Source organism: Pseudomonas vranovensis, assembly GCF_040438935.1.
In the GTDB taxonomy this organism is placed as follows: Bacteria; Pseudomonadota; Gammaproteobacteria; order Pseudomonadales; family Pseudomonadaceae; genus Aquipseudomonas; species Aquipseudomonas vranovensis.
The window spans coordinates 4,498,303-4,518,254 of record NZ_CP159259.1; the positions used below are offsets into that span (position 1 = coordinate 4,498,303).

The window sequence follows — 19,952 nt, forward strand, 5'->3', positions numbered from 1 at the left end:
GGCTGGCACGATGGCCAGCCCGAGGATCACAGGCTAGGCAGGACCTTGGCCGGCAGCAGGCCGGTCAGGTGACCTTCGGCCAACAGGGCGATTGCCGCCTCGATGTCCGGGGCGAAGAAGCGGTCTTTCTCGTAGTAGGCGACCTTGCTGCGCAGGGTCTGGCGGGCTTGTTCGAGCTTTTGCGAGGTTTTCAGGCCTTCGCGCAGGTCCAGGCCCTGGCAGGCAGCCAGCCACTCCACGGCCAGAATGCCGCGCACGTTGTCGCTCATTTCCCACAGGCGCTTGCCGGCAGCCGGGGCCATCGACACGTGGTCTTCCTGGTTGGCCGAGGTCGGCAGGCTGTCGACGCTGTGCGGGTGGGCCAGGGCCTTGTTCTCGCTGGCCAGTGCAGCAGCGGTCACCTGGGCGATCATGAAGCCCGAGTTGACGCCGCCATTGGCCACCAGGAACGGCGGCAACTGGGACATGTGCTTGTCCATCATCAGCGAGATGCGGCGCTCGCTGAGCGAACCGATCTCGGCAATGGCCAAGGCCATGTTGTCAGCTGCCATGGCCACAGGCTCGGCGTGGAAGTTGCCGCCGGAGATCACATCACCTTCTTTGGCAAATACCAGCGGGTTGTCGGATACGGCGTTGGCCTCGACCACCAGCACTTCGGCTGCCTGACGGAACTGGGTCAGGCAGGCACCCATGACTTGTGGTTGGCAGCGCAGGGAGTACGGGTCCTGCACCTTGCCGCAGTTCTGGTGCGAAGCCGAGACTTCGCTGCCGTCACCGAGCAGGTCGCGGTAGCAGGCGGCGGCGTCGATCTGGCCGCGCTGGCCACGGGCCTCATGGATACGGGCATCGAACGGCGAGCGCGAACCCAATACTGCTTCAACCGTCAGGGCACCGACCGACATGGCGGCGGCGAACAGGTCTTCACCTTCGAACAGGCCGCGCAGGGCAAAGGCGGTGGACGCCTGGGTGCCGTTGAGCAGGGCCAGACCTTCCTTGGCCGCCAGGGTCAGCGGCTCAAGGCCGGCAACCGCAAGGGCTTCGGTGGCCGGCAGCCACTGGCCGTTGTGGCGGGCCTTGCCTTCGCCGAGCAGCACCAGCGACATGTGCGCCAGTGGCGCCAGGTCGCCGGATGCGCCTACCGAACCTTTCAATGGGATGTGCGGGTACACCTCGGCGTTGATCAGGGCGATCAGCGCATCGATGACCTTGCGACGGATGCCGGAGAAACCACGGCTCAGGCTGTTGACCTTGAGCACCATGATCAGGCGCACCAGGGCGTCATCGATTGGCGCGCCTACACCAGCGGCGTGGGACAGCACCAGCGAGCGCTGCAGGTTTTCCAGGTCGTGGCTGGCGATGCGGGTCGAGGCCAGCAGGCCGAACCCGGTGTTGATGCCGTAGGCGGTGCGGTTTTCCGCCAGGATCTGCTCGACACAAGCGACGCTGGCATCGATCTGCTGATCGGCGCTGGCATCCAGCTTGAGTTTTACCGGCTGCTTGTAGATCGCACGCAGCTGAGCCAGGGTCAGGGTGCCGGGCTTCAGGGTCAATTCAGTCACGTTAATGCTCCGTACTCGTGAGGCGTATTCGCCTGCATAGATATCAGTATCAACCAATTGGCGAAGATCAGCCTGTGATCATCGGCAGGTTCAAGCCTTGTTCCTTGGCGCAGTCGATGGCGATCTGGTAGCCGGCATCGGCGTGACGCATGACGCCGGTGGCCGGGTCGTTGTGCAGTACGCGAGCGATACGCTCGGCCGCTTCATCGGTACCGTCGCAGACGATCACCATGCCCGAGTGCTGGGAGAAGCCCATGCCGACGCCGCCACCGTGGTGCAGCGAAACCCAGGTCGCGCCGCTGGCGGTATTGAGCAGGGCGTTGAGCAGTGGCCAGTCGGAGACGGCGTCGGAGCCATCCTGCATCGACTCGGTCTCGCGGTTGGGGCTGGACACCGAGCCCGAGTCCAGGTGGTCGCGGCCGATGACGATCGGCGCCGACAGCTCGCCGCTGCGGACCATTTCGTTGAAGGCCAGGCCCATCTTGGCGCGCAGGCCCAGGCCAACCCAGCAGATACGTGCCGGCAGGCCCTGGAAGCTGATGCGCTCGCGCGCCATGTCCAGCCAGTTGTGCAGGTGGGCGTCGTCGGCGATCAGTTCCTTGACCTTGGCGTCGGTCTTGTAGATGTCTTCAGCGTTGCCCGACAGTGCCGCCCAGCGGAACGGACCGATACCGCGGCAGAACAGCGGACGGATGTAGGCCGGTACGAAACCCGGGAAGTCAAAGGCATTGCTGACGCCTTCTTCCTTGGCCATCTGGCGAATGTTGTTGCCATAGTCGAAGGTCGGGATGCCCTGCTTCTGGAAATCGAGCATGGCCTGGACGTGTACGGCCATCGATTGCTTGGCAGCCTTGACCACGGCAGCCGGGTCGGTCTGGGCGCGGTCGCGGTACTGTTCCCAGGTCCAGCCGGCTGGCAGGTAGCCGTTCAGTGGGTCGTGGGCGCTGGTCTGGTCGGTGACCATGTCGGGACGCACGCCACGCTTGACCAGTTCCGGCAGGATTTCGGCGGCGTTGCCCAGCAGGGCGATGGAGATGGCCTTGCCTTCGGCGGTGTACTTGGCGATACGGGCCAGGGCGTCGTCCAGGTCCTTGGCTTGCTCGTCGACATAGCGGCTGCTCAGGCGGAAGTCGATGCGGCTCTGCTGGCATTCGATGTTCAGCGAGCAGGCACCGGCCAGGGTCGCGGCCAGTGGCTGGGCACCGCCCATGCCGCCCAGGCCTGCGGTCAGTACCCACTTGCCCTTGAGGCTGCCGTTGTAGTGCTGGCGACCGGCTTCGACGAAGGTTTCGTAGGTGCCCTGGACGATGCCCTGGCTGCCGATGTAGATCCAGCTGCCGGCGGTCATCTGGCCGTACATGGCCAGGCCCTTGGCATCCAGTTCGTTGAAGTGTTCCCAGTTGGCCCAGTGCGGCACCAGGTTGGAGTTGGCGATCAGCACGCGCGGGGCGTTGCTGTGGGTCTTGAACACACCGACCGGCTTGCCCGACTGCACCAGCAGGGTTTCGTCGTCGTTCAGGTTGGTGAGGCTCTCGACGATCTTGTCGTAGCACTCCCAGTTGCGTGCAGCGCGGCCGATGCCGCCATAAACCACCAGCTCCTTGGGGTTCTCTGCCACTTCCGGGTCGAGGTTGTTCATCAGCATGCGCAGCGGGGCTTCAGTCAGCCAGCTTTTGGCGGTGAGCTTGTTGCCGCGGGCTGCGCGGATTTCGACGTCACGGAATTTTTTGAAATTGTTGTCAGTCACGGAAATGGCTCCTAAGCGATCAGTCCAAACCAACCCAGGCATTGGGTGTGTCATGGACTTATACAAACACATATTTACTTGTATGTACAAGCATAGGCAATTGAAATGCCAACTTCTCGCACGCGTCCTTCAAGCGGCGCTGATGCAGGCGCTAAAGCCCCGCAGGCCTTGGACAAGGTCTGAAATATTTTTTTGGGCGGTGTTTTTCGGAAGGAGAAGCCGACCAGTGGCGTTGCACCACTTCGGGTCAATCGGTAACAGCCCCGGCCACCGTATGTGGCCCGAGGCTGTTACGTCTTCAGTGCGGGGACAGCTCGATCAGGCAGCAGCGGCCTTGTATGTTGATCGTCTGCAGGCTGTGGTTGCCTTCAAGCTGCAGGCAATCGTAGCGACCAAGTCGGTGCTCCCCCTGCCCGGCTACGGCGACGTCCACCTGGGCAGAAACCGCGAACAGCAGCACGGTCGAGGCCGAGCTGAATGCCCGTTGAGTGCCGTCGAGCCACTGCAGGCGAGCCTGGTAACGCTCGGGGGCGTAGATCAGGTTGAAGTCGCGAATCGAGGCACCAAGCAACGTGCAACTGACCTGGCTCTCACCCCTGAAGGCAAAGGCATCGAACGGCAACAGCGGCCTTGTGGGCTGGCCATCGACCAGCAGGCGCATACCCTCGCCTTCGAGCACGGTGATGATCCGCTGGTAACCGGCGAAGCTGGAAAAACCGCCCGACTCGGCGATATCGGCTATCGACAGGCGCCAGCCGAAGCCGTCCAGGCCCACACCCGCATCGCGGGTGATTTCTTCAGTACTGCCGCCACCGTTCTTCCACGGCATGCGGGGGTAGTCTTTGGCGCGTAAAACCTGCAACTGGCTCATTTGCTGAAGCGTCCTTCCAGACGGTGACGGGAACCGGGGTGAATCAGGCGAGCCGCCGTGACCGGCACGCGGCCCGACCAGGTGCGGCGGCGGATCAGCAGGCACGGCTCGCTCTGTTCGATTTGCAGCAGGCGGCATTCTTCCGGCTCGGCCAGAATCGCCTCGACCACATGCTCGCCTTCGGTCAGCGGTGCAACCTGGGACAAATAGGCGTAGGGAGTTTGCCGGGTGAAGTCCTGCTTGAGGTAATCGGGTGCGACCGCTGCATTGACGAAGCGGTCTTCGATCTGCACGGCAATGCCGTTTTCGTAATGCACGATCAAAGAATGGAACACTCGCTGGCCTTCGCGCATGTCCAGGGCCAGGGCGCGCTCGGAACCGGCGGCCTCCTCGGCCAGGATCACCACCTTGCAACTGTGCTCATGACCACGGACCGCGATCTCGTCGGCAATGTTGTTGACCTCGAACAGCGCCGAGCGGGTCTTGGGCTCGGCCACGAAGGTCCCCACGCCTTGCATGCGCACCAACAATCCTTCGGCGGTCAGCTCACGCAAGGCGCGGTTGATGGTCATGCGGCTGAAACCCAGCTGGGTGACCAGTTCGCTTTCCGACGGCACCCGATGGTGCGGCGGCCAGCTGCCATTCTGGATCTGTTGGGCAATCATCTGCTTGACCCGGGCATACAGCGGCGCCGGACCCTCGCCCATCTGGGCAACCAGCGCGGAGACAGGAGGTGTCGGCACGGAAGATATCCTTGTTCGGTTGAATGAACGGTAGCTTGCCGGAGTTTACCCAGCAGGCAAACGTCTGTATATGTATATACAAATAATCACAATGAGGTGTGGGTCGATGTCCGTCTTCTTTGCCGAGCGCGCTTTGCTGCCTACGGGTTGGGCCGAAAACGTCCGTATCGAGGTCGGCGCCGATGGCCTACTGGCACGCATTCAGCCTGGCGGCTCGGCCCAAGGTGCCGAACGCCTGGCAGGCCCGCTGCTGCCGGGCATGCCCAACCTGCACTCCCATGCCTTCCAACGCGCCATGGCCGGGCTTGCCGAAGTCGCCGGCAACCCCAATGACAGCTTCTGGACCTGGCGCGAGCTGATGTACCGACTGGTCGGCAAGATCAGCCCCGAGCAGTTGCAGGTCATCGCCCGCCAGCTATACATCGAGATGCTCAAGGCCGGCTACACCTCGGTCGCCGAATTCCACTACGTTCACCATGACACCCAGGGTCAAGCCTATGCCGACCCTGCCGAGTTGTCGCTGCGCATCAGCCAGGCGGCCAGCAGCAGCGGCATCGGCCTGACCCTGCTGCCCGTGCTCTACAGCCATTCGGGGTTCGGCGGCCAGGCCCCCAATGAAGGCCAACGGCGCTTTATCAACAGCACCGAGCAGTATCTGGACTTGCAGGCGCGACTGGTGCCGCAACTGACCCGCCAACCGGCACAACGGCTGGGCCTGTGCTTTCACTCCCTGCGCGCAGTGACGCCGGAGCAGGTTGCCCAGGTACTGGCGGCCAGCGACAAAGGCTGCCCGGTGCATATCCACATTGCCGAGCAACAGAAGGAAGTCGACGACTGCCTGAGCTGGAGCGGGCGCCGGCCCTTGCAGTGGTTGTTCGAAAACACCGAAGTCGACCCGCGCTGGTGCCTGGTCCACGCCACCCATGCCGAACCCGATGAAGTGCAACTGATGGCCCGCAGCGGTGCCGTTGCCGGCCTGTGCCTGACCACCGAGGCCAACCTGGGTGACGGCATCTTCCCGGCGGTAGACTACCTGGCCCAGGGCGGTCGCCTGGGCATCGGCTCAGACAGCCATGTGTCACTGAGCGTGGTCGAAGAGCTGCGCTGGCTCGAATATGGCCAGCGCCTGCGCGACCAGCGCCGCAATCGCCTGTACCGGGGCGATCAGCCGATGGTCGGACGCACCTTGTATGACGCAGCCTTGAGTGGCGGCGCCCAGGCGCTGGGGCAGCCGATAGGCGAGCTGGCGGTGGGCAAACGGGCTGACTGGCTGGTGCTCGACGGCAACGATCCGTACCTGGCCACTGCCAGTGACGACGGCATCCTCAACCGCTGGTTGTTTGCCGGCGGCGATCGCCAGGTGCGGGATGTGATGGTCAACGGCACGTGGGTAGTGCGCCAGGGGCGCCATGCCGATGAGGAAGAGAGTGCCCGGGCGTTCGCCGGGGTACTGCGCACGTTGCTGGGGTAAGCGGATCGCGGGGCAAGCCCGCTCCTACAAATCCTGTGGGAGCGGCGGTGCGACGTCTCGACTTGCCCCGCAAGAGGCCCGTCCAACCATCAAATATTCACAGCCTGGAATACCCGCACCGCTGCTCCCACAGCCATCAGCGCTTGTGCGCCACCATGTCCCGGTCCGACACCCGCCAGATCAGGCGGGTCGTGTCATACCCCTGCTGGCGTGCCTTGGCCAGCAGGCTCTCGCGCTCCAGCGCCGGGATCACCGGCTTGCGCGACAGGATCCACAAGTACTTGCGATCCGGATTACCGACCAGCGCGGTCTGGTAGTCGTCGCCGATGTAGAGCACCCAATAGTCGCCCTTGATGCCACCCGGCAGCACTTTCGAGAACCAGTTGTCGAATGTTACCCAGAGCTTGTCGGTCTTGCCTGGCTCCTGCGGCGAGGCAGTGCCGCTGGCTTCCTGCCATTCGCCTTCAAGGGTCATGCAGCGGTTGAGCACACCCATCGTACCGTCAGGCTTGAGGTTGTAGTGCGCCTCGGACTGGGCGCAGTCGCGCTGGAAGTACATCGGCAGACGCGCCAGTTCGAACCATTTGCCCTGATAACGCTTGAGGTCGACCTTTTCGACGGTCTTGGGCGGTACCGGGCCCGTTCCCGAGTTGGCACAGCCACCCAGGATCAAGCCGGCGCACAGGGCCAGCAGCAGGTGTAGCCGTTTCATTTGAGTCCCTGCCCGGAGTACATCAGCACCTTGTCGGCGGCGTACTGCACGCTGATGAAGGTTTTCTCGTCACCCCAGGTGCAACTGGACATGCCCAGTGCGCCGGAGCACTCCTTGGGGGCGCCAAGCAATTGCTCGACTTCGGCCTTCGCCATACCGGCTTTGATCTTTGAATAGTTTTCCTGATTGATCTTGTTGCACGCAGTCAGAAACACGCACAAGGACAGCAGGGCGAGGGAACGCAACGACATGAAGGGTCACTCCTGGACATGAGGGTGCAGGCGCAGTGGCCTACCGACAGCTTAGAAGGGAAAAACGGGTTCTGGTTCCCGGCGCTGCACGCTTTCCTGACGCCAAATCCCTGCCTTTGGTCGTATAGACCTGCAACGACCTAATCTTTTGCCTGGAGCGGACGACACAGAAAGGCGCTGCGACGTATTGCCGCGCCCTCTCCGTTGACCCGCCTTGTGCAGACAGACTCCGCAATGACAAAAAACCTGAAGTTCAGCCACAAGATTCTGCTCGCCGCCGCCCTGGTGGTTGCTGTCGCCTTTACCTGCTTCATCCTGTTCAACGACTACCGCCAGCGCCAGACGCTGCTCGCCAACACCCAGGCGTCGATGCAGGAACTGGGCAGCCTGACCAGCAGCAACATCCAGACCTGGCTGCAAAGCCGCATCCAGATCCTGCAGTCACTGTCCCAGCAGGTGGCCGTCGATGGCGCCAGCAAAGACAGCCTGACTCGTAGCCTCAATTTGCCGGTGTATGGCAGCAATTTCCTGCTGACCTATTTCGGCGGCCAGGACGGCTACATGCAGTCGGTGCCGCTGGGCAACCGCGCCGCGGACTACGACCCACGCGTACGGGGCTGGTACAAGGCCGCCAGCAGTGCCGGGCAGACCATCATCACCGAACCGTACATCTCGGCCTCGGCGAACAAGCTGGTGATCACCCTGGCCACACCCGTGCAGTACCAGGGCCGACTGATCGGCATCAACGGTGCCGACACCGACCTGGACAGCATCAGTGCGATCATCAACGCACTCAACTTCGACGGTCACGGCCAGGCGTTCATCGTCAACGGTGACGGCAAGATCCTGGTACATCCCGATTCGAAGCTTGTGCTGAAGAACCTCAGCGAAGCCTACCCTCGGCATACCCCGCAGATCGGCAGCGGGCTCAAGGAAACCGAGCGCGGCGGCAACGCCCAGTTCATCACTTTCACCAAGGTCAGCGGCGTGCCATCGGCGGACTGGTATGTGGCCCTGGAACTCGACCAGGACTTCGCCTTCGCCATGCTCAGCGAGCTGCGCACCACGGCCATCATCGCCACGGTGATCGCCGTGCTGATCATCATCGCCCTGCTCGGCGTGCTGATTCGCGTGCTGATGGAACCGCTGCATGTGATGGGCCGGGCCATGCACGATATCGCCGAAGGTGAAGGCGACCTCACCCGCCGTCTGGCCATTCACGGCCAGGATGAGTTCGGCAGCCTGGGCCAGTCATTCAATCGCTTCGTCGAGCGCATCCACGAGTCGATCCGCGAAGTGGCCTCGGCCAGCGGCCAGGTCAACGAAGTTGCCCTGCGGGTGGTGAGCGCCTCCAACGCGTCGATTTTCAATGCCGACCAGCAATCAAGCCGCACCAGCAGCGTGGCAGCAGCCATCAACGAGCTCGGTGCCGCTGCCCAGGAAATCGCCCAGAACGCCGCCCTCGCCTCCCAGCACTCCAGCGAAGCACGCAACCTGGCTGCCGATGGCCAGCAGGTGGTCGAGCAGACCATCGAGGTGATGAACCAGCTGTCAGCGAAGATCAGCGATTCGTGCGGCAACATCGAGACCCTGAACGCCAACACGGTGAACATCGGCCAGATTCTCGAAGTGATCAGTGGCATTTCCCAGCAGACCAACCTGCTGGCGCTCAATGCCGCCATCGAGGCGGCCCGCGCCGGTGAAGCCGGCCGCGGCTTTGCCGTGGTCGCCGACGAAGTCCGCAACCTGGCCCACCGTACTCAGGACTCGGCGCAACAGGTACAGCGCATCATCGAGGAACTGCAGGCCGGTGCCCGCGTTGCGGTCAGCACCATGACCGAAAGCCAGAGCCACAGCGAACACAGTGTAGGGATCGCCAACCAGGCGGGTGAGCGACTGGGCAGCGTGACCCAGCGTATCGGCGAGATCGATGGCATGAACCAGTCGGTGGCCACCGCCACTGAAGAGCAGACGGCTGTGGTCGAATCGATCAATGTCGACATTACCGAGATCAATACGCTGAATCAGGAAGGGGTGGAGAACCTGCAAGCGACGTTGCGTGCCTGCAATGACCTGGAGCATCAGGTCGAGCGGTTGAAGCATCTGGTGGGGAGTTTCAGGATCTGAAACTGATCGCGGGGCAAGCCCGCTCCTGTGGCAGGAGCGGGCTTGCCCCACGATTGAATCCAGCTCAGAACCGCGAACCCGGCTCCAGCAAGAAATCCATCTCTTCATCGGTACTTGGCCGATTCAGGATCAGATTGCGGTGCGGGAACCGACCAAAGCGGGCAATCACTCGCTGGTGCTGTTCGGCGTAATCGAGGAAACCCTCGAACAAACGCCGGTCGCTGTCGGGTTGGGCATCGAGCAACAAGCGATAGCGTTCGATGCTGACGTTCTGCCAGTCCAGCACTTCGGCATGTTCCAGCACCAGCAGGATGAACACCCGCTGGATCGGCAGCAGTTGATAGTCCCAGGCCTTGTCCAGACCCTGCATCACCAGCACCTGGGCACGCCGGTCGCCATCGAAGGCACGCGGCGTGTCGCGGTAGATCATACGCGGCAGCTGGTCGAGCAGCAGGACCAGGCCAAGCCAACCCTGCGGGCTTTGCAGCCACTCTTCCAGACCGCCGGCCAGGGCTTGTTCGACCAGGTCGCCGAAACGCTCTTGCGCCTCGGCGTCGTGGTGCTTGCCAAACCACAGCGTACTCTTCTCGTCAGCGACGTCCTGGGGGCTGGTGCCCCATCCGAACCACCACTCCAGCAACGGCTGCCAAGGTGCGAGCATGACTTACTCCTGGTGATAACCGGTAACGCGCTCGACTTCCTGCTTGGAACCGAGGAACACCGCCACACGCTGGTGCAGGCTCTCGGGCTGGATGTCGAGGATGCGCTGGTTGCCGTCGGTGGATGCACCGCCGGCCTGTTCGATGATGAAGGACATCGGGTTGGCTTCGTACATCAGGCGCAGCTTGCCCGGTTTGGAAGGCTCGCGGGCATCGCGCGGGTACATGAACAGGCCGCCGCGGGTCAGGATGCGATGCACGTCGGCAACCATCGAGGCGATCCAGCGCATGTTGTAGTTCTTTTTCAGCGGGCCGGTCTCACCTTCCAGCAACTCGCCGACGTAGCGCTTGACCGGGGCTTCCCAGTGACGCTGGTTGGACATGTTGATGGCGAACTCGGCGGTGGTTTCCGGCACCTTGATGTTCTCGTGGGTCAGGACGAAACTGCCGAGCTCGCGGTCCAGGGTGAAGCCCTTGACGCCGTTGCCCAGGGTCAGGATCAGCATGGTTTGCGGGCCGTAGATCGCGTAGCCGGCAGCAACCTGCTTGGTGCCTGGCTGCAGGAAGGCCTGCTCGTTCAGGCTTTCGTTCTGGCTCAGATACTCGTTAGGGCAACGCAGGACCGAGAAGATGGTGCCGACCGACACGTTGACGTCGATGTTCGACGAACCGTCCAGCGGGTCGAATACCAACAGGTAGGCGCCCTTCGGGTATTTGCCCGGGATCTGGTAGGCGTTGTCCATTTCTTCGGACGCCATGCCGGCCAGGTGACCGCCCCACTCGTTGGCTTCGAGCAGGATGTCGTTGGAAATCACGTCCAGTTTCTTCTGGACTTCGCCCTGCACGTTTTCAGTGCCCATGCTGCCCAGAACGCCGCCCAGGGCGCCCTTGGAGACGTTGTGGCTGATTTCCTTGCACGCACGCGCCACCACTTCGATCAGGAAGCGCAGATCGGCAGGGGTACTGTTGCTGCGGGTCTGCTCAATCAAATAGCGACTCAGGGTAACGCGGGACATGTAAGGCTCCGAAGAATGGGGTAATAAAAACCCACGCAGTTTACAGGGAGAGTGAAGCGCTAGCGAGCAATGAGACACGCTTGCCCGATCAGACGGCACATCGGCCCGAGAGTTCATCACTCCCGGGCCGATGCATGCAGCTTAGTCCAGGGCTCTCCAGATCTGCGTCGCGTACTCGCGAATGGTCCGATCGGAGGAGAACCAGCCCATGCGCGCGGTGTTGAGCACCGCCGTGCGCCACCACTGCCTGGGGTCGCGCCAGAGCGCTTCGACACGCAGTTGCGCCTCCCAGTACGCATCGAAATCGGCGCACACCAGAAAGCGGTCATAGGCTACCAGCGAGTCCACCAACCCCACGTAGCGGGCCGGGTCGTCGGGCGAAAACACCCCGCCACGAATGGCCTGGAGCACATCATTGAGCCGATGGGAGGCGCCGATCGCGGTGCTCGCGCCAAAGTCGCCACTGCGCTTACGGGCCTCGACCTGCTGGGCGCTCAAGCCGAAGATGAACATGTTCTCGGTCCCCACCTCCTGGCTCATCTCCACGTTGGCGCCATCGAGGGTACCGATGGTCAGCGCGCCGTTGAGGCCGAACTTCATGTTGCTGGTGCCCGATGCCTCGTAACCGGCGGTGGATATCTGCTCGGAAAGATCAGCCGCCGGAATGATGCTTTCGGCAAGACTCACGTTGTAGTTGGGCAGGAACACCACCTTGAGCAGGCCGCGCACGGTCGGGTCGTTGTTCACCACCCGGGCGATGTCGTTGCTCAGCTTGATGATCAGTTTGGCCTGGTGGTAACTGGCCGCCGCCTTGCCGGCGAAGATCTTCACCCGCGGCACCCAGCCCATGCCTGGCTCGGCGCGGATCGCCTGGTACAGGGCCACGGTGTGCAGCAGGTTGAGCAACTGGCGCTTGTACTCGTGGATGCGCTTGACCTGCACATCGAACATCGCCTCGGGGTTGACCGTGGTGCCCAGGCGCTCCTGGATCAGGCTGGCCAGGGCGCGCTTGCTGTGCAGGCGCTGGGCAGCGAACTGCTTGCAGAAGGCCGGCTTGTCGGCGAATGATTCCAACGCCCGCAGCCTGCCTTGCGGATCGTCGAGCACCTCGGGGCCCAGGGCCTCGACCAGCATGGCGGTGAGCTGTGGGTTGGCCTGGAAAAGCCAGCGGCGAAAGGTGATGCCGTTGGTCTTGTTGTTGATCCGCTCCGGATACAGCTTGTGCAGCTCGGAAAACACCGTGCTGCGCATCAGCTTGGTGTGCAGCGCCGAGACGCCGTTGACACTGTGCGAGCCGAGAAACGCCAGGTTGCCCATGCGCACCCGCCGGCCATTGTCTTCCTCGATCAACGACACGGCGCGCAGCACGTCGAAATCGTGAATGCCCTTGGCGCGCAGGGCGTCGATATGAAAGGCGTTGATCAGGTAGATGATCTGCATGTGCCGCGGCAGCATGCGCTCCATCAACCCCACCGGCCAGGTTTCCAGGGCTTCGGGCAGCAGGGTGTGGTTGGTGTAGGCCAGGGTATCGACGGTCAGTTGCCAGGCAGTGTCCCAGGGCACCTCGTGCTGGTCGACCAGCAGGCGCATCAGCTCGGCCACGGCGATCGAGGGGTGGGTGTCGTTGAGCTGGATTGCCGCCGACTCATGCAGGTTGAGCAGGCTGTCGTGCATGTTCAGGTGACGGCGCAGCAGGTCCTGCAGCGAGGCACAGACAAAAAAGTACTCCTGGCGCAGGCGCAGCTCCTGGCCGGCCTCGGTGCTGTCGGCCGGGTACAGCACCCGCGAGATGCTTTCGGCGCGGGCTACTTCGGCTACCGCCCCCAGATGGTCGCCGGCATTGAAGCGCTCAAGGTGCAGCTCCTCCAGCGCCCGCGCCCGCCATAGCCGCAAGGTGTTGACGCTGGATCCGCGCCAGCCGACCACCGGCGTGTCGTAGGCCACCGCACGGACGGTTTCGGCCGGCCACCAGACCTGGCGCTGCTGGCCGTTGGCGTCATGCACGGTTTCCACGCTACCGCCGAAGCTGATCGGGTAGATCACCTCGGCACGCTCGAACTCCCAGGGGTTGCCGAAATCCAGCCAGTTCTCGGTCTGCTCCTGCTGCCAACCATCGACCACCGCCTGGCGGAACAGGCCATGTTCGTAGCGAATGCCATAGCCGTGGGCCGCGATGCCCAGGGTCGACATGCTCTCCATGAAGCATGCCGCCAATCGACCCAGGCCGCCATTACCCAGTGCCGCGTCGGGTTCCAGCAGGCGAATACGCTCAAGATCGACATCCAGCCCGCTCAAGGCCTCACGGGCAATGTCCAGCAGGCCCAGGTTGCTCAGGCTGTCGTAGAGCAAGCGGCCGATGAGAAACTCCAGTGACAGGTAGTACACCCGCTTCTGGCTCTTGCGGTAGATCTGCCGGGTGTGATCCATCCAGTGATCGACCATGTGATCACGGGCCGCCAGGGCGATGGCCTCGAACCAGTCGTGCTCGAAAGCGTGCTCCGGGTCCTTGCCGACGGCGTAAGTCAATTTATCCAGCACAGCGGTGCGAAACGCGGCCACCTCTGCGTCACGTGCGAGTGGTTCCTGAGACATGCGACGTCCTCGGGCAAGTTGACGAATGCGGATGGAGACTGTTCAGCCTAGACCCTTCGACACAGAGCGTCAGCGCAGGTTCTGGAGTTTGTACGCAAAAGCGAGCGTGCAGACGGGCAACCGGCAAATGGTTGTTCACATTTTGATCAACTCCGGTATGATCGCGCGCCCACCAGAACATCTAATAACCTGAGCCTGATGAAACCGACCCTGATTGCCGCCGCCGAAGTCGACCGCCTGGATACCTGGCAGAAATACCAAAGCCATATGTGTGGAGGCTGCAACTCGACCTGCTGCTCCTTGCCGACGGAAGTGAAAATCAAAGACCTGATCCGCATGGGCGTGGTGGATGAGTTCGAGGTGGGCGAGCCGCCAAAGAACATCGCCAAGCGTTTGCAGAAAGACGGGATCATTCAGCGCTTCAATCAGAAGTCGGGAATATTCACCCTGGCGCAGATGAGCAACGATGACTGCTTGTACCTGGATCGTAAAAGCCGCCTGTGCACCATTTACGACAAGCGCCCCGACACCTGCCGCAACCACCCGCGGATCGGACCACGCCCGGGCTATTGCGCGTACATTCCAAAACCTGCAGCACGCCGCTAGACGCATCGCGGGGCAAGCCCGCTCCCACAGTGGGAGCAGGCTTGCCCCGCGATTGGCTTAGCAAACAAACAAAAACGCCCCCGGCCTTGCGACCGGGGGCGTTTTCGTTTCAGCCGGGCTTAGTTAGCCTTGGCTTTCTTGGCAGCGCGGGTACGCTCGCCTTCGTCGAGGATCTTCTTGCGAAGACGGATCGACTTAGGAGTCACTTCGCACAGCTCGTCGTCCTGGATGAATTCCAGAGCCTGTTCCAGGGTGAAGCGAACAGGTGGAACCAGAGCGATGGTTTCGTCTTTACCCGAAGCACGCATGTTGTCGAGCTTCTTGCCCTTGGTAGGGTTGACGCCCAGGTCGTTGTCACGGCTGTTCAGACCAACGATCTGACCGTTGTAGATTTCCTGGCCGTGCTCGACGAACAGCTTGCCGCGCGCCTGCAGGGTTTCCAGGGAGTAGGTCAGTGCCTTGCCGGTCTCTACCGATACCAGTACGCCGTTCTGACGACCGGACATGTGGCCGGACTTCATCGGAGCGTAGCGATCGAAGATCGAGGTCAGGATACCTGCACCGTTGGTCAGGGTCAGGAACTGGTTACGGAAACCGATCAGACCACGGGCTGGAATGTTGTATTCCAGGCGTACACGGCCCTTGCCATCCGGAACCATGTTGGTCAGGTCGCCTTTACGCAGACCCATTTCTTCCATGACCTTGCCCTGCGAATCTTCAGGGATGTCGATGGTGACGTTCTCGAACGGCTCGTGCTTGACGCCGTCGACTTCGCGGATGATCACTTCTGGACGACCAACGCCCATTTCGAAGCCTTCACGACGCATGGTTTCGATCAGAACCGACAGGTGCAGCTCACCACGACCGGAAACCTTGAACTTGTCAGCCGAGTCGCCTTCTTCAACGCGCAGTGCAACGTTGTACAGCAGCTCTTTGTCCAGACGCTCTTTGATGTTGCGGCTGGTGACGAACTTGCCTTCTTTACCGCAGAACGGCGAGTCGTTGACCTGGAAGGTCATCGAAACGGTTGGCTCGTCGACGGTCAGCGGCTTCATCGCTTCGACCGCGTCAGGGCTGCACAGGGTGTCGGAGATGAACAGCTCGTCGAAACCGCTGATGCAGACGATGTCGCCAGCCTGAGCTTCTTCAACGTCAACGCGGTGCAGACCGTGGTGACCCATCAGCTTCAGGATACGACCGTTGCGCTTCTTGCCGTCGACGTCGATAGCCACGACCGGGGTGTTCGGCTTGACGCGACCACGAGCGATACGGCCAACGCCGATAACACCCAGGAAGCTGTTGTAGTCCAGTGCCGAGATCTGCATCTGGAACGGACCGTCACGGTCAACAGCCGGCGCCGGTACGTTGTCGATGATCGACTGGTACAGCGGGGTCATGTCTTCGGCCATGTCGGTGTGGTCCAGACCGGCAATGCCGTTCAGGGCCGAGGCGTAGACGACTTTGAAGTCCAACTGTTCTTCGGTGGCACCCAGGTTGTCGAACAGATCGAAGATCTGGTCCAGAACCCAGTCAGGACGCGCGCCAGGACGGTCGACCTTGTTGATGACCACGATTGGACGCAGGCCGGCTTCGAAGGCCTTCTTGGTCACGAAACGGGTTTGCGGCATAGGGCCGTCTTGAGCGTCGACCAGCAGCAGTACGGAGTCGACCATCGACATTACACGCTCAACCTCGCCACCGAAGTCGGCGTGGCCGGGGGTGTCGACGATGTTGATGTGGTAGCCGTTCCAGTTGATGGCGGTGTTTTTCGCCAGAATGGTAATACCGCGCTCTTTTTCCTGGTCGTTGGAGTCCATGACGCGCTCGTCGTTGAGCTCGTTACGCTCCAGAGTGCCGGACTGACGCAGGAGTTTGTCGACCAGGGTGGTTTTACCATGGTCAACGTGGGCGATGATGGCGATGTTACGCAGATTTTCGATCACGTGTGTATCTCGATCAGAGGATTCGGGTTGCCGCCCAGTCTAGGCGGCCAATATGAATGAATGGCACTCAACGGGCCCGCAGGTCGGGAGGGCGATGGCGGATGCTCCCGCCATATAGCCCCGGCGTTTTATGTCGGACGATAAACGCGCACATTGGCATGTCCCTCACTGAGCAAATGATGGGCATGCAGGCGACTCATCACACCCTTGTCGCAATACAGCAGGTACTGGCGCGTAGCGTCCAGCTCCTTGAAGCGACTGTTCAGGGCGTAGAACGGCATGGCTTTGACCTCGATGCCGTCCAGTTCCAGGGGCTGGTCTTCCTGGGCGTCGGGGTGGCGAATGTCGATCACCACTTGCCCGGCCAGCGCCTGGCTGACTTCTTCGATCTGGATATCCTGGCCAAGTTCATCGATCACATGGTCGATGGACACCAGGCGAGCACGCTCCAGGGCGCGCTCGAGCACAGCCATGTCGAACTGCTTTTCTTCATGTTCAAGGCGATGACGCTTGGCGCACGTGGTCGGGTTCACCGAAATCACGCCGCAGTATTCAGGCATGTGTTTGGCGAACTCGGCGGTACCGATCTCGTTGGCCTGGTCGATGATGTCCTGCTTGTGGCTGGCCAGCAGCGGACGCAGTACCAGCTTCTCGGTGGCCGAGTCGATCACCGCCAGGTTCGGCAGGGTCTGGCTGGACACCTGGGAGATCGCCTCGCCGGTTACCAGGGCGTCGATCTCCAGGCGGTCGGCGATATTGGTCGCAGCGCGCAGCATCATGCGCTTCAGGGTCACGCCCATGTAGCTGTTGTCGACCTTGCCGAGAATCTCGCCCACTACTTCTTCAAAGGGCACGCTGACGAACAGCACGCGCTGGCTACTGCCGTATTTCTTCCACAGGAAGTGGGCGACTTCCATCACGCCCAGTTCGTGGGCACGGCCGCCAAGGTTGAAGAAGCAGAAGTGGGTCATCAGGCCGCGACGCATCATCTGGTAGGCCGCCACGGTGGAGTCGAAACCACCGGACATCAGCACCAGGGTCTGCTCCAGCGTGCCCAGCGGGTAGCCGCCGATGCCCTTGTGCTGGTTGTGGATCACATACAGCAGCTTGTCACGTACCTCGATGCGTACCTCGACCTCTGGGGTGCGCAGGTCGATACCGGCGGCGCCGCACTGCTGGCGCAGCTGGCTGCCGACATAACGGTCGACATCCATCGAGGTGAAGTCGTGGTGACCGCCGCGCTTGCAACGCACCGCAAAGCGCTTGCCGGGCAGCAGGTGACCGAAGTGGGTCTTGCACTTGGCGACGATATCGTCGAAGTCGCCCAGCGGGTACTCGTCGACCTGCAGGAAGTGGGCGATGCCCGGCATGCAGGTCAGACGCTCGATCATCTCGCGCAGGACTTTCTCGTCCTCGATGCGGGTGACCACCTCGAGGTTGTCCCAGACACCGTCAACCGCGAGCGCAGGATCGAGGTCCTTGAGCACGGTACGGATGTTGCGGCCCAGTTGACGGATGAAGCGCTTGCGAACCGGGCGGCTCTTGATGGTGATCTCTGGGAAGACTTTTACGATTAGTTTCATTGAAAACAGCGCGCGCAATGCCGACTAAAAAAGTGGGGCGCGGATTATAGCGGAAATTGCTCAAGGTTTAACCAATTAATGTACAGAAGGTTTACGCTGCACCAAATTGGTGCCTACAACCTCATTTACGCCTCCTAAGGGTGCATAAATTGTCTGACATTTCGGCTCATTGCCCCTGAAACGCATAGGAATGGGGCAAAAATTCCAAACCGGGGCACTGGCATGCAATTTGCTCCCTTGTGAGGCAGGTTGCCTTGGCCGACTATTCGCGCCCGGCATCACCCAAATTCAAGGGCTGCACAGGCAAGCTCTACCCCACCCCGGAGGACACTATGTCGAAGTCGGTTCAACTCATCAAAGATCATGACGTTAAATGGATTGATCTGCGCTTCACGGACACCAAAGGCATTCAACATCACGTGACCATGCCGTCGCGTGATGCCCTGGACGAAGACTTCTTCGAAGCCGGCAAGATGTTCGACGGTTCCTCCATTGCCGGCTGGAAAGGCATCGAAGCTTCCGACATGATCCTGATGCCGGACGACTCCTCCGCCGTTCTGGACCCGTTCACCGAAGAGCCGACCCTGATTCTGGTCTGCGACATCATCGAACCTTCGACCATGCAAGGCTACGACCGCGACCCACGCGCCATCGCCCGCCGCGCCGAAGAGTACCTGAAGACCACCGGTATCGGTGACACCGTCTTCGTCGGTCCAGAGCCCGAGTTCTTCATCTTCGACGAAGTGAAGTTCAAGTCCGACATCTCCGGCTCGATGTTCAAGATCTACTCCGAGCAAGGTTCATGGATGTCCGACCAGGACGTCGAAGGCGGCAACAAAGGCCACCGCCCAGGCGTCAAAGGCGGCTACTTCCCAGTACCTCCGTTCGACCACGACCACGAAATCCGTACTGCCATGTGTAATGCCATGGAAGAAATGGGCCTGGTCATCGAAGTACACCACCACGAAGTTGCCACTGCCGGCCAGAACGAAATCGGCGTGCAATTCAACACCCTGGTGAAGAAGGCTGACGAAGTTCAGACCCTCAAGTACTGCGTACACAACGTTGCCGACGCCTACGGCCGCACCGCTACCTTCATGCCTAAGCCACTGTACGGCGACAACGGCTCGGGCATGCACGTACACATGTCCATCTCCAAAGATGGCAAGAACACCTTCTCCGGCGAAGGCTATGCCGGCCTGTCCGACACCGCCCTGTACTTCATCGGCGGCATCATCAAGCACGGTAAGGCCCTGAACGGCTTCACCAACCCGGCTACCAACTCCTACAAGCGTCTGGTACCTGGCTTCGAAGCCCCGGTCATGCTGGCCTACTCGGCGCGCAACCGTTCCGCCTCGATCCGTATTCCTTACGTTTCCAGCCCGAAAGCCCGCCGTATCGAAGCGCGCTTCCCGGACCCGGCGGCCAACCCATACCTGTGCTTCGCTGCACTGATGATGGCCGGCCTGGACGGTATCCAGAACAAGATCCACCCAGGCGATGCCGCCGACAAGAACCTGTACGACCTGCCGCCTGAAGAGGCCAAGGAAATCCCACAGGTGTGTGGCAGCCTGAAAGAAGCCCTGGAAGAGCTGGACAAGGGCCGTGCGTTCCTGACCAAGGGCGGCGTGTTCTCCGACGACTTCATCGATGCCTACATCGCGCTGAAGAGCGAAGAAGAAATCAAGGTCCGCACCTTCGTACACCCACTGGAATACGAGCTGTACTACAGCTGCTGATTTCGTGACGTGACGTAGAGAGGCCTCCCATCGGGAGGCCTTTTTTTTGCCTTCAAAACCGCCTCGCGGCCAGGCTCAACTTGCAATGCGTAGCCGCTGCCGAGAAACGAGGCTGCGATCGACTGCGCAGCAGTCGCCAGGTAGCGGCAGGCTTGCCCCGCGAAAACTACAGTGCTCTATAGTGGTGCATAAGGGGATGCGCCCAATCTGAAAACACCCCAATTTGGTTCAATTTTCTGCCAATACCAGGCAAATCAGTGATTTCCTGCGCAGCCATGGCCCCATTTCAGGGGATTACGCTTCTTTTCGGAGCTTTGGTTTAATTTTTGCATT

General features: G+C 61.4%; 15 protein-coding genes. 4 read left to right on the plus strand and 11 right to left on the minus strand.

Translation table 11 applies throughout. From position 1 onward, the window contains the following. Window positions 1–26 precede the first annotated feature (26 nt). The 4 genes from hutH to hutC form a co-directional block, all read right to left on the minus strand. Window positions 27–1,559 carry a histidine ammonia-lyase gene (gene hutH / locus ABVN19_RS20890; RefSeq protein ID WP_028945542.1) on the minus strand — a complete coding sequence of 511 codons (1,533 nt, stop codon included), beginning with the start codon at window positions 1,557–1,559 and terminating at the stop codon, window positions 27–29. 67 nt (window positions 1,560–1,626) lie between these two features. After that, window positions 1,627–3,306, minus strand: coding sequence for a urocanate hydratase (hutU, locus tag ABVN19_RS20895; protein WP_353632767.1), 1,680 nt, complete (start codon window positions 3,304–3,306; stop codon window positions 1,627–1,629). Window positions 3,307–3,604: 298 nt separating this feature from the next. Next, a complete protein-coding gene (locus ABVN19_RS20900) occupies window positions 3,605–4,177 on the minus strand; it encodes a HutD family protein (RefSeq protein ID WP_028943988.1) in 573 nt (190 codons plus the stop codon). Next, on the minus strand, window positions 4,174–4,884 hold the full coding sequence (gene hutC, locus ABVN19_RS20905; protein ID WP_167332117.1) for a histidine utilization repressor: 711 nt from the start codon (window positions 4,882–4,884) through the stop codon (window positions 4,174–4,176). The genes ABVN19_RS20900 and hutC overlap by 4 nt, the downstream gene beginning before the upstream one ends. 142 nt (window positions 4,885–5,026) lie before the next feature. On the opposite strand from hutC, the gene ABVN19_RS20910 reads away from it, so the two are divergent. Beyond that, entirely contained in the window at window positions 5,027–6,391 is a 1,365-nt protein-coding gene (locus ABVN19_RS20910) for a formimidoylglutamate deiminase (protein ID WP_028943986.1), read from the plus strand. 136 nt (window positions 6,392–6,527) lie between these two features. Here the strand turns inward: ABVN19_RS20910 and ABVN19_RS20915 are convergent, their stop codons facing one another. After that, window positions 6,528–7,103, minus strand: coding sequence for a lipocalin family protein (locus ABVN19_RS20915; protein WP_028943985.1), 576 nt, complete (start codon window positions 7,101–7,103; stop codon window positions 6,528–6,530). Continuing rightward, on the minus strand, window positions 7,100–7,354 hold the full coding sequence (locus tag ABVN19_RS20920; protein WP_028943984.1) for a hypothetical protein: 255 nt from the start codon (window positions 7,352–7,354) through the stop codon (window positions 7,100–7,102). Before ABVN19_RS20920 ends, ABVN19_RS20915 begins: the two co-directional genes overlap by 4 nt. 234 nt (window positions 7,355–7,588) lie before the next feature. On the opposite strand from ABVN19_RS20920, the gene ABVN19_RS20925 reads away from it, so the two are divergent. Then, window positions 7,589–9,481: a methyl-accepting chemotaxis protein gene (locus ABVN19_RS20925; protein WP_105641890.1), complete on the plus strand. Its 1,893-nt coding sequence runs from the start codon at window positions 7,589–7,591 to the stop codon at window positions 9,479–9,481. A 64-nt stretch (window positions 9,482–9,545) separates the two neighbouring features. Here the strand turns inward: ABVN19_RS20925 and ABVN19_RS20930 are convergent, their stop codons facing one another. The 3 genes from ABVN19_RS20930 to ABVN19_RS20940 all read right to left on the minus strand — a co-directional run bounded on the left by ABVN19_RS20930 (window position 9,546) and on the right by ABVN19_RS20940 (window position 13,748). After that, window positions 9,546–10,142 carry a DUF924 family protein gene (locus tag ABVN19_RS20930; protein WP_028943982.1) on the minus strand — a complete coding sequence of 199 codons (597 nt, stop codon included), beginning with the start codon at window positions 10,140–10,142 and terminating at the stop codon, window positions 9,546–9,548. A gap of 3 nt (window positions 10,143–10,145) precedes the next feature. Continuing rightward, a complete protein-coding gene (locus tag ABVN19_RS20935) occupies window positions 10,146–11,156 on the minus strand; it encodes a class 1 fructose-bisphosphatase (RefSeq protein ID WP_028943981.1) in 1,011 nt (336 codons plus the stop codon). A 141-nt stretch (window positions 11,157–11,297) separates the two neighbouring features. After that, window positions 11,298–13,748, minus strand: coding sequence for a glycogen/starch/alpha-glucan phosphorylase (locus ABVN19_RS20940; protein WP_105641889.1), 2,451 nt, complete (start codon window positions 13,746–13,748; stop codon window positions 11,298–11,300). 198 nt (window positions 13,749–13,946) lie between these two features. On the opposite strand from ABVN19_RS20940, the gene ABVN19_RS20945 reads away from it, so the two are divergent. Next, on the plus strand, window positions 13,947–14,354 hold the full coding sequence (locus ABVN19_RS20945; protein ID WP_028943979.1) for a YkgJ family cysteine cluster protein: 408 nt from the start codon (window positions 13,947–13,949) through the stop codon (window positions 14,352–14,354). Window positions 14,355–14,473: 119 nt separating this feature from the next. On the opposite strand, the gene typA is transcribed toward ABVN19_RS20945, so the two are convergent. Continuing rightward, a complete protein-coding gene (gene typA, locus ABVN19_RS20950) occupies window positions 14,474–16,297 on the minus strand; it encodes a translational GTPase TypA (protein WP_028943978.1) in 1,824 nt (607 codons plus the stop codon). Between the two features lie 128 nt (window positions 16,298–16,425). Beyond that, window positions 16,426–17,880, minus strand: coding sequence for a tRNA uracil 4-sulfurtransferase ThiI (gene thiI / locus ABVN19_RS20955; protein ID WP_028943977.1), 1,455 nt, complete (start codon window positions 17,878–17,880; stop codon window positions 16,426–16,428). A gap of 332 nt (window positions 17,881–18,212) precedes the next feature. On the opposite strand from thiI, the gene glnA reads away from it, so the two are divergent. Continuing rightward, window positions 18,213–19,619 carry a glutamate--ammonia ligase gene (gene glnA / locus ABVN19_RS20960; protein ID WP_028943976.1) on the plus strand — a complete coding sequence of 469 codons (1,407 nt, stop codon included), beginning with the start codon at window positions 18,213–18,215 and terminating at the stop codon, window positions 19,617–19,619. Window positions 19,620–19,952: the final 333 nt, after the last annotated feature.

What these genes read in the sequence shown, in the direction of transcription:
- ABVN19_RS20900 (WP_028943988.1), bottom strand. Translation starts at nt 4,177, where the DNA reads ATGAGCCAGTTGCAGGTTTTACGCGCCAAAGACTACCCCCGCATGCCG.
- hutC (WP_167332117.1), bottom strand. Translation starts at nt 4,884, where the DNA reads ATGGGCGAGGGTCCGGCGCCGCTGTATGCCCGGGTCAAGCAGATGATT.
- ABVN19_RS20910 (WP_028943986.1), top strand. Translation starts at nt 5,027, where the DNA reads ATGTCCGTCTTCTTTGCCGAGCGCGCTTTGCTGCCTACGGGTTGGGCC.
- ABVN19_RS20915 (WP_028943985.1), bottom strand. Translation starts at nt 7,103, where the DNA reads ATGAAACGGCTACACCTGCTGCTGGCCCTGTGCGCCGGCTTGATCCTG.
- ABVN19_RS20920 (WP_028943984.1), bottom strand. Translation starts at nt 7,354, where the DNA reads ATGTCGTTGCGTTCCCTCGCCCTGCTGTCCTTGTGCGTGTTTCTGACT.
- ABVN19_RS20925 (WP_105641890.1), top strand. Translation starts at nt 7,589, where the DNA reads ATGACAAAAAACCTGAAGTTCAGCCACAAGATTCTGCTCGCCGCCGCC.
- ABVN19_RS20930 (WP_028943982.1), bottom strand. Translation starts at nt 10,142, where the DNA reads ATGCTCGCACCTTGGCAGCCGTTGCTGGAGTGGTGGTTCGGATGGGGC.
- ABVN19_RS20935 (WP_028943981.1), bottom strand. Translation starts at nt 11,156, where the DNA reads ATGTCCCGCGTTACCCTGAGTCGCTATTTGATTGAGCAGACCCGCAGC.
- ABVN19_RS20940 (WP_105641889.1), bottom strand. Translation starts at nt 13,748, where the DNA reads ATGTCTCAGGAACCACTCGCACGTGACGCAGAGGTGGCCGCGTTTCGC.
- ABVN19_RS20945 (WP_028943979.1), top strand. Translation starts at nt 13,947, where the DNA reads ATGAAACCGACCCTGATTGCCGCCGCCGAAGTCGACCGCCTGGATACC.
- thiI (WP_028943977.1), bottom strand. Translation starts at nt 17,880, where the DNA reads ATGAAACTAATCGTAAAAGTCTTCCCAGAGATCACCATCAAGAGCCGC.
- glnA (WP_028943976.1), top strand. Translation starts at nt 18,213, where the DNA reads ATGTCGAAGTCGGTTCAACTCATCAAAGATCATGACGTTAAATGGATT.